The 16,592-nt window shown below is 59.6% G+C and carries 15 protein-coding genes; 12 read left to right on the plus strand and 3 right to left on the minus strand.

What is annotated here, in order from left to right; all coding sequences use genetic code 11:
- The first annotated feature begins 35 nt into the window (after positions 1–35).
- The 4 genes from AC13CN_RS08325 (at position 36) to AC13CN_RS08340 (ending at position 5,235) form a co-directional block, all read left to right on the plus strand.
- Positions 36–1,352, plus strand: a complete 1,317-nt coding sequence (locus AC13CN_RS08325) for a homoserine dehydrogenase (RefSeq protein WP_044629618.1) — start codon at positions 36–38, stop codon at positions 1,350–1,352.
- A 3-nt stretch (positions 1,353–1,355) separates the two neighbouring features.
- Positions 1,356–2,744: a threonine synthase gene (thrC, locus tag AC13CN_RS08330; protein ID WP_058579709.1), complete on the plus strand. Its 1,389-nt coding sequence runs from the start codon at positions 1,356–1,358 to the stop codon at positions 2,742–2,744.
- Between the two features lie 6 nt (positions 2,745–2,750).
- Complete coding sequence (locus tag AC13CN_RS08335) at positions 2,751–4,547, plus strand: single-stranded-DNA-specific exonuclease RecJ (RefSeq protein ID WP_062374895.1); 1,797 nt, start codon at positions 2,751–2,753, stop codon at positions 4,545–4,547.
- 70 nt (positions 4,548–4,617) lie between these two features.
- Positions 4,618–5,235, plus strand: a complete 618-nt coding sequence (locus AC13CN_RS08340; protein WP_062359474.1) for a YitT family protein — start codon at positions 4,618–4,620, stop codon at positions 5,233–5,235.
- An 88-nt stretch (positions 5,236–5,323) separates the two neighbouring features.
- On the opposite strand, the gene AC13CN_RS08345 is transcribed toward AC13CN_RS08340, so the two are convergent.
- Together AC13CN_RS08345 and AC13CN_RS08350 are read right to left on the minus strand one after the other, a co-directional pair.
- Entirely contained in the window at positions 5,324–7,837 is a 2,514-nt protein-coding gene (locus tag AC13CN_RS08345; protein ID WP_062374893.1) for a heavy metal translocating P-type ATPase, read from the minus strand.
- Positions 7,810–8,259, minus strand: a complete 450-nt coding sequence (locus AC13CN_RS08350) for a MerR family transcriptional regulator (RefSeq protein WP_390623727.1) — start codon at positions 8,257–8,259, stop codon at positions 7,810–7,812. The genes AC13CN_RS08345 and AC13CN_RS08350 overlap by 28 nt, the downstream gene beginning before the upstream one ends.
- A 264-nt stretch (positions 8,260–8,523) precedes the next feature.
- On the opposite strand from AC13CN_RS08350, the gene AC13CN_RS08355 reads away from it, so the two are divergent.
- From AC13CN_RS08355 to rimI, 8 genes are all read left to right on the plus strand, one after another.
- Entirely contained in the window at positions 8,524–9,876 is a 1,353-nt protein-coding gene (locus tag AC13CN_RS08355; RefSeq protein ID WP_062374891.1) for an OmpP1/FadL family transporter, read from the plus strand.
- A gap of 260 nt (positions 9,877–10,136) precedes the next feature.
- Positions 10,137–11,235, plus strand: a protein-coding gene (gene prfB, locus AC13CN_RS08360) for a peptide chain release factor 2 (protein ID WP_128082421.1) whose coding sequence is annotated in 2 segments (ribosomal slippage) — positions 10,137–10,211 and positions 10,213–11,235 — 1,098 coding nt in all. Because the reading frame shifts where the segments join, the coding sequence is not laid out codon by codon here.
- 34 nt (positions 11,236–11,269) lie between these two features.
- Positions 11,270–12,781, plus strand: coding sequence for a lysine--tRNA ligase (gene lysS / locus AC13CN_RS08365; protein WP_062359464.1), 1,512 nt, complete (start codon positions 11,270–11,272; stop codon positions 12,779–12,781).
- Positions 12,782–12,870: 89 nt separating this feature from the next.
- Positions 12,871–13,257 (plus strand): hypothetical protein, encoded by a 387-nt coding sequence (locus AC13CN_RS08370; RefSeq protein WP_062359457.1) that lies wholly within the window; start codon positions 12,871–12,873, stop codon positions 13,255–13,257.
- A gap of 88 nt (positions 13,258–13,345) precedes the next feature.
- Positions 13,346–14,749: an MFS transporter gene (locus AC13CN_RS08375; RefSeq protein ID WP_058579704.1), complete on the plus strand. Its 1,404-nt coding sequence runs from the start codon at positions 13,346–13,348 to the stop codon at positions 14,747–14,749.
- A gap of 40 nt (positions 14,750–14,789) precedes the next feature.
- Positions 14,790–15,098, plus strand: a complete 309-nt coding sequence (locus tag AC13CN_RS08380) for a BolA family protein (protein WP_054640807.1) — start codon at positions 14,790–14,792, stop codon at positions 15,096–15,098.
- Positions 15,095–15,898: a hypothetical protein gene (locus AC13CN_RS08385; protein ID WP_062374886.1), complete on the plus strand. Its 804-nt coding sequence runs from the start codon at positions 15,095–15,097 to the stop codon at positions 15,896–15,898. Before AC13CN_RS08380 ends, AC13CN_RS08385 begins: the two co-directional genes overlap by 4 nt.
- Positions 15,895–16,341 (plus strand): ribosomal protein S18-alanine N-acetyltransferase, encoded by a 447-nt coding sequence (rimI, locus tag AC13CN_RS08390; RefSeq protein WP_483053119.1) that lies wholly within the window; start codon positions 15,895–15,897, stop codon positions 16,339–16,341. Before AC13CN_RS08385 ends, rimI begins: the two co-directional genes overlap by 4 nt.
- Here the strand turns inward: rimI and AC13CN_RS08395 are convergent.
- Entirely contained in the window at positions 16,338–16,532 is a 195-nt protein-coding gene (locus tag AC13CN_RS08395; protein ID WP_074211065.1) for a cell division protein ZapB, read from the minus strand. The genes rimI and AC13CN_RS08395 overlap by 4 nt on opposite strands.
- Positions 16,533–16,592: the final 60 nt, after the last annotated feature.

Here is a 16,592-nt window from a genome sequence, read left to right on the forward strand (position 1 = left end):
CACCCGCGGGTGCCCAACACGAAAGGGGAAGTATTTTGAAACCGGTAAGAGTAGGCATTTGTGGGTTAGGCACTGTGGGTGGCGGCACCTTCAACGTATTAACGCGCAACGCGGATGATATTAGCCGCCGCGCAGGCCGCCCGATTGTGATTGAGCAGGTTGCCCACCGCAGTATTCATCCCGACTGCGATATTACCGGCATTAACGCGACATCCGATGTCTTCGAGGTGGCGAACAACCCCAACGTAGATGTGCTGGTCGAGCTGATTGGCGGATACGATATTGCCCGCGAGCTGGTGCTCACCGCGATTGCCAACGGCAAGCACGTGGTCACCGCCAACAAGGCGCTGATCGCCGTTCACGGTAACGAGATTTTCCGTGCGGCCCATGAAAAGGGCGTGATCGTTGCCTTTGAAGCCGCCGTCGCGGGGGGGATTCCCGTCATCAAATCGCTGCGTGAAGGCCTGGGTGCTAACCGTATCGAGTGGGTCGCGGGCATTATCAACGGCACCGGTAACTTCATTCTGACTCACATGCGCGACGAAGGCCGTGCCTTTGAAGACGTATTGGCCGAGGCCCAGGCGCTTGGCTATGCCGAAGCCGACCCGACGTTCGATGTGGAAGGCATCGATGCCGCCCACAAGCTGACCATCCTGGCCTCGATTGCCTACGGCGTGCCGTTGCAGTTTGAAAAAGCTTTCACCGAAGGGATCTCCCGCATTACTGCCGAAGACGTGGAGCAGGCCGACAACCTCGGTTACGTCATCAAGCATCTGGGGATCTCCAAGCGTACCGATCAAGGCCTTGAGCTGCGTGTTCACCCCACGTTGATTCCCAAAGAGCGCCTGCTGGCCAATGTGCATGGTGTGAAAAACGCCATTGCGGTCATGGGCGACGCGGTTGGCCCCACGCTGTATTACGGCGCGGGTGCGGGTGCTGAGCCAACGGCGTCTGCCGTGGTGGCGGATCTGCTGGACGTGGCCCGCGACATCGCCACCGACCACCACTACCGCGTGCCTTACCTGGCGTTTAGCGGCATCGACGAAGACGTGAGCCAGCTGCCGATTATGCCGATGGAAGAGATCACCACGGCTTACTACCTGCGCCTGCTGGCGGTAGACCGCCCCGGTGTGCTGGCCCGTGTAGCGACCATTCTGGCCGAGCAGGGCATCTCCATTGAAGCGCTGATTCAGAAAGAGGCCACCGAAGGCGAGCTGGTACCGATCATTCTGCTGACGCATCGCACCAAAGAGAAGCAGATGAACGAAGCGATCCGCGAGATCGAAGCCATGGCGGATATTGCAGGCCCCGTCACGCGTATTCGCGTAGAAAGCCTGGACGAAGGAGAGTAACCGATGCGCTATATCAGCACGCGTGGGCAAGCCCCCGCGCTCTCTTTCGAAGAGGTGGTGCTTACCGGTATGGCCAGCGACGGCGGCCTCTACGTCCCGGAAACGCTGCCTGAGTTCTCCAAAGAAGAGCTGGCCGACATGGCCGGGCTCTCCTACGCCGAGATCGCCTTTCGGGTGATGAAACCGTTCGTCAATGGTGAGATCGACGACGAGACCTTCCGCCGTTTGGTGACCGAGGCGTACGCCACGTTCAACCACGACGCGGTGGTGCCGTTAAAGCAGCTGGATGCCAGCCACTTCCTGTTAGAGCAGTTCCACGGCCCGACGCTGGCGTTTAAAGACGTGGCGCTGCAACTGTTGGGGCGACTGCTGGATCACTTCCTGAAAAAGCGTGGTGAACGCGCGGTGATCATGGGCGCCACCTCTGGTGACACAGGCTCTGCGGCCATCGAAGGCTGCCGCCACTGCGACAACCTCGATATTTTCATACTGCACCCCCACAACCGCGTCTCCGAAGTGCAGCGTCGCCAGATGACCTCGGTGCTCGCCGACAACGTCTTTAACATCGCCATTGAAGGCAACTTCGACGATGCCCAGGCGATGGTCAAGGCCAGCTTTGCCAATCAAGGCTTCTTGAACGGCACGCGGCTTGTGGCAGTGAATTCGATCAACTGGGCGCGCATCATGGCCCAGATCGTCTACTACGTGGCCGCAGGCGTGGCCTTGGGTGCGCCCCAGCGGGAAGTGAGCTTCTGCGTGCCCTCGGCTAACTTCGGCAACGTCTTTGCGGGCTACATGGCCTACAAGATGGGCCTGCCGGTGAAGCAGTTCATCATTGCCACCAATGCCAACGACATCCTGCACCGCACGTTGGCGGCTAACGACTTCTCCAAGAAAGAGCTCGCAGCCACGCTGGCACCCTCTATGGATATCGTCGTGTCGTCCAATTTCGAGCGCCTGCTGTTCGATGCCTACGACCGTGATGGTGCCGCCGTGGCAGCTCTGCTGGAACGCTTCCAGCAAGAGCCTACTGCGCTTGCCGATGCGCCGCTGGCCAAGCTGCGCGAGAAGTTCGCCAGCTACAGCGTCGATGACGAGACGATTCTGGAAGTGATTCGGGAAGCGCATCATCGTACCGGTGAGATTCTCGATCCGCATACGGCGACCGGCTACCGAGCGGCCGAGCGGGCACGTGTAGACACCTCCACGCCGATGATCACCCTGGCCACCGCCCACCCGGCGAAGTTCGCCGAGGCAGTGGTGAAAGCGGGCTTCCAGGGCGTACCGCTGCCGACCCACATGGACGACCTGCTGGAGCGCGAAGAGCGCTATACGGTGTTGCCCGCAGAATTGAGCGCGGTCCAGCAGTTCGTCGCTGACAACCGTCGCTGAGGTGATATGACCCAAGTGTCACCCCTTTCTCAGCAGAGTAACCAGCCCCGCCTAGAGCCTCGTCCCCTGGACGAGGCTGTTTATTTGCGTGCGCAATCCGAAGGGCTGAGCGAGCTTCAGGCAAGGCTTTTGGCGTCGCGGCTGCCCGGCTATACCGGGGAGCTTGCGCCGCTGGTGTCGCCCAGCCTGCGCTATCTCGTGCATCCTGAAAAACTTGCCGATGGTCGCCGAGCGGCGGAGCGGATTGCCCAGGCGGTCGCCGAGGGCGAGTCCATAGGCATTCTGACCGACTACGATGTGGACGGCATCACCTCTCACGTGGTCATTCGGCGTACGCTGGTCGAGCTATTTGGCGTGCCCGAGCACAAGCTACACAGCTTAATTGGTCACCGCATTCACGACGGCTACGGCATCAGCCTGCCGCTGGTGGAGCGAACGCTGAGCTTAAAACCGCTGCCCACGCTGGTGATTACCGCCGACTGCGGCAGTTCTGACGAGCCGCGCATTGCGCGGCTGAAAGCAGCCGGTATCGATGTGGTGGTCAGCGACCACCATGCGCTGCCCCTGGAAGGCCCACCGCCCTCGGCGTATGCCTGCGTGAACCCGACCCGCAGCGACTGCCACTACCCGGATAAAACCATTGCGGGCTGCATGGTGGCGTGGCTGCTGATGTCGCTCGCCCGCGGCGTACTGGTAGAGTGGGGCGTATTGCCTGAGGCCACGCCGAAGCTCTCACCGTGGCTCTCCTACGTGGCGTTAGGCACCGTGGCGGACTGCGTCTCGCTAGGCGGAAGCCCCGCCAATCGAGCGGTGGTCAGCCATGGCCTGACGCTAATCAACCGCATGGACGCCGCCTGCTGGCGAGCCATGGCCGCGCGCTTAGGGGCCGACAGCGTGCCCTTCAATGCCGAAACACTGGCGTTTCAGATGGGGCCGAGAATCAACGCTCGCTCGCGATTGGACGACCCCTACGCGGCGCTGCACTTCATGCTGGCCGAGAGCGACGGCGTCGCGAACCGGCAGCTTGAGGTGCTGGACCAGGATAACCAGTCCCGCAAGGCGATTGAGGCGGACATGGCCGAGGAGGCGTGGGCGCTCGCCGCACCTGCTTTGGAAGCCAACGAGCCTGCCGTCGTGGTGCTGCTGGAAGATGGCCACCCCGGCGTGCAGGGCATCGTCGCTTCAAGGCTGGTGCAGGCCTACGGACGCCCAGCCGTGGTGCTTACGCGGGCGGCGGCACCCAATATGCTTACCGGCTCCGGCCGCTCTATTGACGGGCTGCATTTACGGGACGCACTACAGCGCACCTTTGAGCTTGCCCCAGAGGCGCTGCCGCGCTTTGGGGGCCACAGTGGCGCTGCAGGCGTGGGCGTGCCACGGGAGCAGCTCGACACCTTCAAAGCCGCGTTTTTGCAGGCGGTCGGTGAGCAGCTGGGCGATACACCGCTCTACCCGCGTCTGTGGACCGATGGCGAGCTCTCGACCGCCCAACTCTCGCTGGCGACGCTGGTGGAAATCGAGACGTTAGGCCCCTACGGGCGGGAGTTCGACCCGCCGTTATTTGAAGGGCGCTTTATTGTGGAAGCGCTGCGCCCGGTGGGTGCAGAAGGTTCGCACCTGATGATGGAGCTCTCCATGGGGGCCGTCACCAGCAAAGCGATTTGGTTTCGCGCGCTCACACCGGGGGAGTTGCCCTCGTTTAGCGTGGGCGATACGCTGCACTGCGCTTACAAGCTCAATCGCAACCGCTGGCGCGGTCGCGAGTCATTGCAGCTCATGGTGGAGCACGCTAGCCCCGTTTAATACTCTCCGCTATCCTCGCGTCCTTGGCCGCTTAAGCGGCCGCTCTAATAATCCTAAAAAGGACGCACTCATGCGCATGGAAGACCTGCCTAAAGACCCTCACAAGCCCTACGAAGACATCATGGCGATGCTGTTGGGCACGCTGTTTGTGGCGCTAGGGGTGACGTTTTACACCCACGCGGTGCTGCTCACCGGCAGTACCGCAGGGATGGCGCTACTGCTCAATTACCTGACCGGGTGGGGATTTGGCGTGTGGTTTTTTGCCATCAACCTGCCGTTTTACTATCTGGCGATCAAACGCATGGGGTGGAGCTTTACGCTGCGCACCTTTGTCGCCATTGGCTTGGTCTCGCTGTTCTCCGAGCTTACTCAGGGGTGGGTCGAATTTGCCAACGTGCCGTCGCTCTACGCGGCACTGATGGGCGGCGCATTGATGGGGATTGGCATGCTGATGCTGTTTCGCCACCGCACCAGCCTCGGCGGTATCAACATTCTTGCCCTCTACCTGCAGGATAAACATGGCCTGCGGGCAGGCTATGTGCAGCTCGGCATCGACGCCGTGATCCTGCTGGTGGCACTCACCCAGCTACCGCTAGACCGTGTAGGCTACTCGGTGTTGGGGGCGCTGATGCTCAACTTGATTATCGCCCTGAACCACAAGCCAGGGCGTTATATCGGGGTTAGCTAGCCGTGATGACGTAAAATCAGCTAGTTAAGCCAAAACCACCAGACGATCAAGCCAATGATGGCAATACCCGCAAGGTTGATCAGTAAACTCATACGGCCTCCTGCTGGGTGGGCTTCCATAACCGTAGGCGGTTGGCGTTGCTGACCACGGTGATGGAGGAGAGCGACATGGCCACGCCGGCAATGATCGGTGACAGCAACATGCCGGTTACGGGGTAGAGCACGCCAGCGGCAATCGGGATGCACAGCACGTTATAGCCAAACGCGCCGATCAGGTTCTGCTTGATGTTAGAGAGCGTGGCACGGCTCAGTTCAATCGCCGTGGCCACGCCGTGTAGTGAGCCGCGCATCAGCGTAATACCGGCGCTCTCCATGGCGATATCGGTACCCTGGCCAATGGCAAAACCCACGTTGGCGCGGGCCAGCGCGGGGGCGTCGTTAATACCGTCGCCCACCATGCCGACCACTTCGCCCGCCGCTTGGCGGCGCTCAATTTCTGCATGCTTGTCGTCAGGCGTCATGCCTGCCTTGAACTCGCTAATGCCTACCTCGCGGGCCACCGCAGCGGCGGTATGCTCGTTATCGCCAGTCAGCATCACAACGATTAACCCATCGTTCTGCAAGCGCTTCACGGCGGCAGCGGCATCTTTGCGCAGCGGGTCGCTAACGCCGAAGAGGGCGGCCAGCTTGCCATTCACCGCTAAATAAACCAGCGAGCGCGCCTTGGCTTCCAACTGGCGAATGCTCTCGTCTGCTGGGGAAAGGTCGACGCCAGACGCTTCCAATAAGCGCGCATTGCCTAGCAGCAGCGTGTCATTGGCTTGGCTGGTGCCTTTAACACCGCCGCCGGTCACGCTATCAAAGCTAGCCAGCGTATCAGGACGGGCGTCGTGCTCTTCGGCGTAGGCCGTCAGCGCTTTGGCAAGGGGGTGCTCCGAGCGGCTCTCTAGGGCGGCCACCCAGGCCAGCACTTGGGCGCTATCATCGTGCAGCACCGTTGCCTCGGTCACACGAGGTTTGCCTTCGGTCAGTGTTCCCGTTTTATCGACGACCAGTGTGGTCAGGCGGCTCGCGGTTTGCAGCGCTTCGCCGCTACGCACCAGCACGCCATGCTCGGCGGCTTTGCCCACGCCAATCATGGTAGAGATCGGGGTGGCCAAGCCCAGCGCGCAGGGGCAGGCGATAATTAGCACGGTAGTAGCAGTAACCAGCATATGAATAGCCACCGGAGCGGGTCCGAGGTTGTACCAGGCAAGGGCCGTTAGCACCGCAATAATCATCACGGTGGGTACAAATACGCCTGATATTTTATCGGCCAGCTCACCAATCGGCGGGCGGGAGTTTTGTGCGCTGGCCACCTGCTCGGTAATGCGCCCCAAACGGGTATCGCGGCCGATGCGCGTGGCGCGGTACACCAAGCTACCGTTACCGTTCACCGTGCCCGCGCTTACGTCATCGTCCGCTGTTTTATGCACGGGCACCGGTTCGCCGGTAAGCATGGATTCATCGATATAGCTCTGGCCGTCGAGCACTACGCCATCCACCGGCAGCCGCTCACCGGGGCGCACGCGAATATGGTCATCCAGCGCTACATCGTCCACCGCGATTTCTTGTTCAACGCCGTCGCGTATCACCCGGGCGGTTTTCTCCTGCAGGTCGAGCAGCCGTTTAAGGGCGCTGCTGGTGCGACCGCGGGCTTTGAGCTCCAGTGCATTGCCCAACAAAATCAGGCCGATCACCATGGCAGAGGCTTCAAAATAGATGCCGTGAGCCACCTCAGGCAACCAGGGGGCAAAGAGCACCACCATCATGGAGTAGAGCCAGGCGGTGCCGGTACCCATGGCCACCAGGGTGTCCATGTTGGCTTGGTGGTGCTTGAGTTGTTTCCAGGCGTTGGTGAAAAAGTGCCGCCCAGGAAAGGCCAAAATAGCCAGCGTCAGCAGGCCAATCACCAGCCAATACAAGCGGCCGGCGCCCATGGGGTGTGGGTGATAGACGAACATGCTCAGCATCAGTGGAATGGCGAGGGAGAGCGACAGCACGCTGCCCTTGAGGCGCTGGCGGTAGGTAACGGCCTCTTGCGCCTCGCGAGTGCGCTCGGCTTCACGTATATCCACAATCGGTTCGGCGCGATAGCCTGCCTCAGCAACGGAGGCCATTAGCGCATCAGGCGTTGCACTGCCTGTAACTTGGGCAGTGTGCGTGCCGAAATTCACCGAGGCGCTGTTCACTCCAGGCGTGTTGGCCAGCGCCTTCTCAACGCTTTTCACGCAGCCCGCACAGGTCATACCGCTAATCAGCAGGCGCAGTTGGGGCGCATCCACGGGAGCGCTCTGCGATTCAGCGGGTTCAGGTGCGTCGGGGTGTGGTGCGTCACTCGCGTCGTCGCTGGGTGGGTAGCCCGCTTCGTTGAGCGCACTATCCAGCGCTTGATCGTCAAGGGAGCTGGTCACTTCCAGACGCTTTTCTGCAGGAAACCCTTCCACTTGGGCGGCCGGGTCCTGGGCTTGAATCGCCTCACGCATGCGCTTAACGCAGCCCTGGCAGTTCATACCCGGCACGGTGCGTATCAGCATCACGGTTTGCTCGGTGTCGTGCTGCATGGGGCCTCCTCAGGAAAACTTTCGATTAAGCGGCACAGGCTATGGCCGTCGGGGGTGCCGTCGGGCATGTCGCGCCAGCTCTCCAGTGCCTGCTCCATACGCTCGGCAAGTGCCTCTAGCTCGGCAATCCGCGCGCGTATTTGCGGCAGCCGGTGGGCAAGCAGATCGCGCACTAGCGGGCAGGGGGAGTCGCCTTGGTCGGCATGGGCCAGAATGTCGCGGATTTCCGCCACGCTAAAGCCCAGCTTTCGCGCCCGCTGAATAAAGTGCAGCCGCTCAAGGTCGGTGGCTGAAAAAAGTTGATAGCCATTATCAGGGTGGCGTGTGGGCGAGAGCAGTCCTTCGCGCGTGTAGTGGCGAACGGTCTCAGCAGTCACGTTGCCACGTTTGGCAAGTTCGCTCACTTTTAAGTCGTTCAGCACTGTTTTTCTCCCAGGCCGCCATCTAATGTTATTTAAAATAGTGTAAAACCTATGGGTAACCCATAGGTCAAGCGTGCGCGTCAGCATCAGTCAAAATGACTAAAACACTGATTTAAAACGGTCGTGCGACTAATGTATAAGTAAAAAACAAAATAAAACGCTCGTTTGCCCTTGAACCAAACCCTACATTGGGCGAAAACTGAGGTGTAGGAACAACGCGGGTGGATGGCACAGTCCGCCGGATCATCGGGAGAGAGGCCCACAATGCATAATAACTTCAAAAAACTAACCCTAGTGGCCGCGGTAGCAGCAGTTGCTTTTGCTAGCCAAGCCAACGCAGGCGGATATCAAATCAACGAGCAGAGCGTCAGTGGGCAGGGGTACGGCCATGCGGGACGTAGCTCAAACGTCAACGACGCCACCATCGTGTTCGGTAACCCGGCGGGTATGTCGTTCCTCGACCGCGCCCAGATTACAGCGGGTGGTACTTTCCTAAGCGTCGATACGGATATTAGTAATGTCTCGGCGAACCGCACATTAGATGCCGGTGTTGCTCAAGGCGGTGCCCCCGTCGGTACTCAGGTGCCTATCGGTGCGATTCCTGGAACGAACGATGGCGATATGGTGCCGGGTACGCTGGTGCCCTTTGCGTTCTATGCTCACCCAGTCAATGAACAACTGGCGTTTGGGTTTGGCGTTTACGCACCGTTCGGTTCTAAAACCGAGTACGAGGATACGTTCCAGGGCCGTTATTTTGGTGATTACACCGAGTTACGTGTGGTGAGTGCGCAGCCAACAGTGTCTTACCGCTTTAATGAGCAGTGGTCGGCGGGTATTGGTATTACTTACAATCAAGTGGAAGGTGAGCTGCGTCGTCAACTGCCGTCCAGCGCAGCATTTAACGCGGCGGGTGATGTGGACTCACGGGTCGAAGGTGACGACGACGGTTGGGGGTATAACCTAGGCGTCATTTATCAGCCGGTGCCAGAAACGACCCTTGGTCTAACCTATCGTTCAGCGGTTGATTACGAATTGGAAGGCACCTTCCAGGCCACAGATCCGCTCGGCAATGTAGTGCGTGCCGATACCGCTAGCTTGGATTTGACCACGCCTGAAACGGTTAACTTCTCGCTAACTCAACAAATGACCGACCGCCTGAAGCTGATGTTCGGCGCATCATGGGTGCGTTGGAGCCAGTTTGAAGAGATCTCAATCATTGGTAGCCAAGGTAACGAAATTACCAACGAGCAGCAAAACTACTCAAATGCCTGGGCCTTTGCCTCTGGTGGTGAGTATCAGTTAACGCCGACGTTAGCGCTGCGCGCTGGCGTAACGTTAGATTTCACGCCTACCAACGACCAAGACCGCAGCGTACGTATTCCCTCTGATGAGCGTCGTATCTTCTCTGTCGGTGCTGGCTGGAGCCCGACCCCCGATCTGACGCTGGACTTCGCCTACTCCTATCTCACCGAGCGCAGCACCTTTGTTGAGCAAGATCGTCAAGACTTGCTTGCCAGTGCTCAAACCGGTGGTGTGCCCGTCGGCGGTGCCACTTACTCTGCCGACTACAAAAACCAAGCTCATGGCTTTGGTGCTCAGCTGACCTATCGGTTCTGATCGGCTGCTCGCGCTTACTGATCGGTTTTCGACCTACTGACCCGGCTTCGGCCGGGTTTTTTACGTGAGCAACGAAGGGCTGGGTGGGTGCGGTATGCGCTGGGTTTCGCTACAATGCGTGCCAGAATTCCGCCGCTGGGCTGGCTCGCGAAGGTGTTAAACGCCAAGCGGTGAGTCACCTCAGCGGCGCCTGTCTCTTTTAAGCCGCGTTTTAGCGCGCATGAGACCCCGCTATTTACTGACCAAGGCTAGGGCGATCCATGCTGGAAACCAACCCGATTCATAACCAGATCAAGGACCTGTCTGAGCGGACAGACGTTCTTAGGGGGTATCTTTGACTATGCCGAGCGTAAAGATCGGCTAGAAGAAGTATCCCGCGAACTCGAAGACCCCAACGTCTGGAACGATCCAGACTACGCTCAAAAGCTGGGCAAAGAGCGTGCCTCCCTGGAAGCCATTGTGGCGACCATCGATGAGCTGGATCAGGGGCTAGCGGATAGCCGCGACCTGTTGGAACTCGCCGAGATGGAAGAGGACGAGGGCACCGTCGAGGAAGTACGCAAAGAGCTCGACGGCTTACAGGACGCTCTGGAGAAGCTCGAGTTTCGCCGCATGTTCTCGGGAGAAATGGACGAGAACAACGCCTACCTGGATATTCAATCGGGCTCCGGGGGCACCGAAGCTCAGGATTGGGCCAACATTCTGCTGCGCATGTACCTGCGTTGGGCCGAAAGCCACGGCTTCAAGACCGAGATCATCGAAATCTCTGCCGGGGAAGTCGCGGGCATCAAGTCGGCGTCGCTGCATATTCAGGGTGACCATGCCTTTGGCTGGCTGCGTACCGAAACCGGCGTCCATCGTCTGGTGCGCAAGAGCCCGTTTGACTCTGGCGGCCGTCGCCACACCTCGTTTGCCTCCGTCTTTGTGTCGCCAGAAATCGACGACAGCTTCGAGGTCGAGATCAATCCATCGGATCTGCGTGTCGATACCTATCGTTCCAGCGGTGCGGGTGGTCAGCACGTCAACACCACCGACTCCGCGGTACGGATTACCCACGAACCCACCGGAATTGTGGTGGCATGCCAGAATCAGCGCAGCCAGCACGCCAACCGCGATTTCGCCATGAAGCAGTTGAAGGCGAAGCTGTGGGAGTTTGAGATGCAAAAGCGCAATGCGGCCAAGCAGGAAGCGGAAGACTCCAAAGCCGATATCGGTTGGGGCAGCCAAATTCGCTCTTACGTACTGGATGATCAGCGCATTAAAGACCTGCGTACCGGCGTTCAGTCCAGCAACTGCGACAAGGTGCTCGACGGGGATTTAGATCAGTTTATCGTCGCCAGCCTGAAGCAGGGTTTGTAATCTTTTTAGCGTTTGAACAGAAATAGGGTGCCCGATGGCTAACCAAGACGCGTCTTCTCTCGATAACGAAAATCACCTGATCGCCGAGCGCCGTGCCAAGCTGGCGGCCCGCCGTGAGCGAGCGGCCGAGCAGGGCAAGAGCGCTTTCCCGAACGATTTCCGCCGCGACAGCCTCACCGTTGAGCTGCACAACCTGCTGGGCGAGAAAGACAAAGCCGAGCTGGAAGCGCTGGATCATCAGGCGTCGGTGGCCGGTCGCGTGATGCGCAAACGCGGTCCTTTCATCGTGATTCAGGACGTGGCGGGCCAGATCCAGCTCTACGTGGATAAAAAGGGGCTGCCGGAAGACGTGCTGGAAGACATCAAAGGCTGGGATATCGGCGATATCGTCGCCGCCCGTGGCCCGGTGCATAAGTCGGGTAAAGGCGACTTGTACGTGATGATGGTCGAGGCGCAGCTGCTGACCAAGAGCTTGCGCCCGCTGCCGGATAAGTTCCACGGCCTGACCGATCAAGAAGCGCGCTACCGCCAGCGCTACGTCGATCTGATCATGAACCCGCAGTCGCGTAAGGTGTTCGAGACCCGCGCGGCGGTGATCAGCTCCATGCGCCGTTTCTTCGAAGCCCGTGGCTTCATGGAAGTGGAAACGCCGATGCTGCAGCCGATCCCCGGCGGCGCGGCGGCGCGTCCGTTTATTACTCACCACAATGCGCTGGATATCGATATGTACCTGCGTATTGCGCCGGAGCTTTACCTGAAGCGTCTGGTGGTGGGTGGTTTCGAGAAAGTGTTCGAGATCAACCGCAATTTCCGTAACGAAGGGCTGTCCACTCGGCACAACCCTGAGTTCACCATGATGGAGTTCTACTGGGCCTACGCGGATTACCGCGACCTGCTGGACATGACCGAAGCCATGCTGCGCACGGCGGCTCAGGAAGTGCTGGGCACCACCACGATTACTTACCAGGGGGCCAGCTACGATTTTGGTCAGCCCTTCAAGCGTCTCACCCTGCGCCAAGCGATTCTGGATCACGGCGACGGCATCACCGATGCCGACCTAGATACCCTAGATGCTGCCCGCGCTGCGGCGGAAAAACTGGGCATCAAGGTCAAAGAGAGCTGGGGCCTGGGTAAAGTTCAAACCGAGATCTTTGAAGAAGTGGCGGAACACAAACTGGACCAGCCCACGTTCATCACTGAATACCCGGCAGAAGTTAGCCCGCTGGCGCGTCGTAACGATGCCAACCCCTTCGTGACCGACCGCTTTGAGTTCTTCGTCGGTGGACGCGAGATCGCCAATGGCTTCTCGGAGCTGAACGACGCCGAAGACCAGGCAGAGCGTTTCCGTGAACAGGCCGCCGAGAAAGACGCCGGTGATCTGGAAGCCATGTACTATGACGCCGACTACGTGCGCGCGCTGGAGTACGGCCTGCCGCCCACGGCGGGCGAGGGCATTGGCATTGACCGCTTGGTGATGCTGTTCACCGACAGCCCCTCCATTCGGGATGTGCTGCTATTCCCGGCCATGCGCCCCGAGGTGGATTAACGCTCAATCAGGCGGTAGCGGACGAAAAGTTGGTAAGGGCGCGATTTAGCGCCCATAATGGTCAACGTTTCGACGGCGAGGAGAATCCCATGAAACTGCTAAATCGCTCTGCCCTGAGCGTCAGGCCGACCCAGACCTTCGTGGACTGGATCAATGCGCTCGAACCCACCATGGGAGACGACGACCTGACCCTGGACGACGTCGAACGTGAAAGTACGGTATACCTGATCCCCGAGATGGATACCCCTGAGGCGTTAGAGACGTTTGTCCGCGAGCGTCACGTAGAAATCCTGGAGACCGAGCTACGCGCCTGGGAAGAGGATGAGCGCCAGTGGCCAGAAAAATTAGATTGGTCGCTGTTTCAGGACTTCCTGCGCGTTGAGCACAGCTACTTAGCCATTGACCTGGACGACGAAACCGCCCTGGAAATCTCGGATGTTGACGACGCGCTGCTGCTCGACAACGAACAAGATTAGCGTGCTACTATTTTAGCGTAAGCGCACAGTGAAACCGGCTTCGGCCGGTTTCGCCGTTTGTAAGGGGTCTGTTTAGGAATTCATTACCATGCGACTGCTTGAAACTCGCCCTGGCGATGATGGGCTGCCGGGGCCTGAGCGCCTGCTCGCCGTGCTGGCGCTGGTCACCGGTACGTTGATGGCGGTGGTCGATACCACCATGATCAACCTGGCCCTGCCCACCATTGCTGCCGATCTGAATGTGCCGGCCTCCAGGGCAGTATGGATTACTAACCTGTTCCAGGTCGTGTGTGCTGCGTTCTTACTGGTATTTGCGGGCATCAGCGAGCTCATTACTCGCAGGCGGCTCTACTTGTTTGGCCTTGGGACGTTTGTGGTAGCAGCACTAGGGGCGGCACTGTCGCGTAATTTAGAAACATTGCTAGTGTTTCGCGCCTTCCAAGGCCTTGGGGCAGCTGCGACCCTTTCTATTGGGCCGTCCCTCTATCGGGCTATTTTTCCATCCCGCTTGTTAGGCAGCGCGCTCGGTCTAAGTGCTCTAGTGGTAGCGGGTGGTTATGCCGCAGGCCCCACGCTCAGCGGGGTTATTCTCTCGTTTGTGGATTGGCCGTGGTTGTTTGCGCTCAACGTGCCCCTCGGGGTGTGCTCGCTCTGGCTAGCCAGCCGGGCGTTGCCGCGGGATACGCCTCGCCAGGGTAGTTTTGATACGCTGGGGGCACTCTACTCGATGTTGATGCTGGCGAGCTTCTTTGTCGCTATGGACGCCGTTGGTCACGCTGCACCACTCTGGCAAAGCGGCGGCTGGGCACTGTTAGCGGTAGGGGCCTGCGCGCTGTTTATTCATCGCCAGCGCCGCGCGCCTTACCCGCTGCTGCCGCTGAGTGTGTTTGCCGAGAAGCGCTTTACGCTGGCGGTCTCGGCATCTGGCCTGGCTTTTATCGGCCAGGGACTCACTTTTGTGGCGCTATCGTTTTTCTACCAGGAGCAGATGGGCTTTTCGCCACTAGAAACCGCTTGGCTATTCACGCCGTGGCCCCTGGCGATCATGCTAGTGGGGCCGTTGGCGGGGCGGTTGGCGGATCGAGTTAATCCCAGCCTGCTATCTAGTACCGGGCTGATGCTACTGATTATTGGCCTAGTCGCGCTGGCGCTGGTGGATGAGAGCACCGGCGTGGCGGGCAGCCTGTGGCGCACGGCGCTGTGTGGTATTGGGTTTGGACTTTTCCAGCCGCCGAATAACCGCGAAATGATGGGCAGCCTACCGCCGGAGCGCAGTGCCAACGTTTCAGGGGTGATGAGCACCACACGCACGGTGGGGCAGTCGTTTGGTGTCGCACTGGTAGGAGCGGCGCTGGCACTGGGCTCGCCAATTCAGGTCACGCTCTGGCTAGGTGCGGGCACTACCGTGCTGGCACTGCTGGCGAGCCTGTCGCGGGTATCGCTCGCCCAGCGGGCGCTGGATGAGCGGCGGGCATCGTCTGTTGGAAAGTAAGGGCGTACAATAAGCCAGTTGCTGACTGAAGGAGAGTCCCATGGCGATACAGACACAAATTGAGCAGAAGTTGGCGGCCTTAACCCCTGACGTGCTGCAGGTCGAAAACGAAAGCCATATGCATAACGTGCCGGCCAACTCTGAAACTCACTTTAAAGTGACGCTGGTAAGCGATAGCTTCGATGGCATGATGCCGGTCAAGCGCCACCAACAAATTTATGCCCTGTTGGCGGATGAGCTCTCTGGCCCGGTGCACGCCCTGGCGCTGCACCTCTACACACCCAAAGAGTGGCAGGCACGGGGCAGCGAGCGCCCGAACTCCCCCAACTGCCGTGGCGGCGGCCAGTGACCCCGGAGGTTGTTCGTCGGCACTACCTGGATGCTATGGGTATTACCGCTTGGGCATGCCGCTACCAGCTGCCCAACGCCCGCCCGACGGAAGCCTGCGAGTGGGAAGAAACACCGACCAAAACACCACCACGGGAGCGGTTGCATGCGCTGCTGGATGATGCACCAGCACCGCGAACACGTAGCCAGCCTGCCGCTGCCGAGCAAGGCAACACTTCCCCAGTGGCATCGCCCTCGGCGGTCAAGGCGCTCTTAGGTCATTCGCCTGCCGCGGCACCCACCCCGGAGGCGAGCCCGGTACCAGAACCCAGAGTGCCGCCTGCGCAACCCGCCAAGCCGCTGAGCTTTAGTCTCTCCTGTGCTTGTGTGGGAGGACGCTGGCTTAGCGTATGTGAAGGGGAAATGTCTCCGGTTGAACAGCAGTTGCTTGCCAATATGCTGCGGGCGGCTGGTGTGTTACGCGGCGAACTGCCAACAGTGACCCACTTCAAATGGCCGCCCATGGCCACAGCCTTTGCGCCGGAAGAGCCGCTTGAGGAAGCTCAGGAGGGTGTGGCAGCGTTTGTTGCTGGGGCCGCGAGCCGACAAGGCTGGCAGTTAGAGCAAGTGCTCTGGTGGGGCGCAGAGGAGACGGCTACTGACCTTGCTCGAGTCATGGCGCTTACCGACGGGCAGAGCCAAACGCTCGCACTTCCTGTGTGGCAAGGCCCGTCGCTGGCCGTGCTCACTCAGCAGGCCAGTGCTAAACGCGCGCTATGGCCGCGTTTGGTGGCCTTAGGGCAGCAGTGGAGTGCCGAGTGATCTGCCGGTTAAACGCTGCGCATCGAGTGCCGCTACATACCTTAGAAGCCGCCGCGCACAGCGGGGCAAGCCCCCAGCAGTTAGATGAAGCGCTGGCTGATGAGCAGGCCTGGGTAGTGGGCTATTGGCAGGACGACGTGCTAATGGGTTATGCGTTGGTGGCGAAGTTGCCGTTTGACGCTGAGCTACAGGCGATTGGTGTACTACCCGATTGCCAAGGGCAAGGCATAGGCCAGCGGCTGCTTAACAAAGTGGTCGCGGTGGCGAAGCAGTGGCAAGCTGAGCGGCTGCTGTTGGAAGTGCGTGCTGGAAATCAGCGGGCGATTGCGCTGTATCAGCAGGCGGGGTTTGGCGAAGATGGTTGTCGAAAGGGCTACTACCCGGCCGTAAAGGGCACGACCGGGCGTGAGGATGCACTATTAATGTCGCGGCCGTTGGCTTAAGACGCGCTGCTGTCATCCATACCGTCGAACTTGCTGAGCACACCCTGCAAACGGCGCTCCCACTCTTCGCGCTCTTGTTTTAACTGCGCATTTTCGTTACGCAGCTCTTCGTTTTCCAGCTTCATCATCTCCAACGCCTCAACAGTGTCGGTGATTTTCTGTTCTAACTGATTAAAAAGCTCAAGGCTCATGCCTACCTCCAGTAACGGACGACAGGCGGTTGCCTATCGTCATGAAATAAAATGGGCCAT

The organism is Vreelandella sp. L-25, from assembly GCF_056857535.1.

Excerpts from the sequence above, each read along its gene's own strand:
- AC13CN_RS08355 (WP_062374891.1), top strand. The coding sequence starts at position 8,524 with ATGCATAATAACTTCAAAAAACTAACCCTAGTGGCCGCGGTAGCAGCA.
- AC13CN_RS08335 (WP_062374895.1), top strand. The coding sequence starts at position 2,751 with ATGACCCAAGTGTCACCCCTTTCTCAGCAGAGTAACCAGCCCCGCCTA.
- AC13CN_RS08380 (WP_054640807.1), top strand. The coding sequence starts at position 14,790 with ATGGCGATACAGACACAAATTGAGCAGAAGTTGGCGGCCTTAACCCCT.
- AC13CN_RS08395 (WP_074211065.1), bottom strand. The coding sequence starts at position 16,532 with ATGAGCCTTGAGCTTTTTAATCAGTTAGAACAGAAAATCACCGACACT.
- AC13CN_RS08345 (WP_062374893.1), bottom strand. The coding sequence starts at position 7,837 with ATGCAGCACGACACCGAGCAAACCGTGATGCTGATACGCACCGTGCCG.
- AC13CN_RS08370 (WP_062359457.1), top strand. The coding sequence starts at position 12,871 with ATGAAACTGCTAAATCGCTCTGCCCTGAGCGTCAGGCCGACCCAGACC.
- AC13CN_RS08375 (WP_058579704.1), top strand. The coding sequence starts at position 13,346 with ATGCGACTGCTTGAAACTCGCCCTGGCGATGATGGGCTGCCGGGGCCT.
- lysS (WP_062359464.1), top strand. The coding sequence starts at position 11,270 with ATGGCTAACCAAGACGCGTCTTCTCTCGATAACGAAAATCACCTGATC.
- AC13CN_RS08340 (WP_062359474.1), top strand. The coding sequence starts at position 4,618 with ATGCGCATGGAAGACCTGCCTAAAGACCCTCACAAGCCCTACGAAGAC.
- thrC (WP_058579709.1), top strand. The coding sequence starts at position 1,356 with ATGCGCTATATCAGCACGCGTGGGCAAGCCCCCGCGCTCTCTTTCGAA.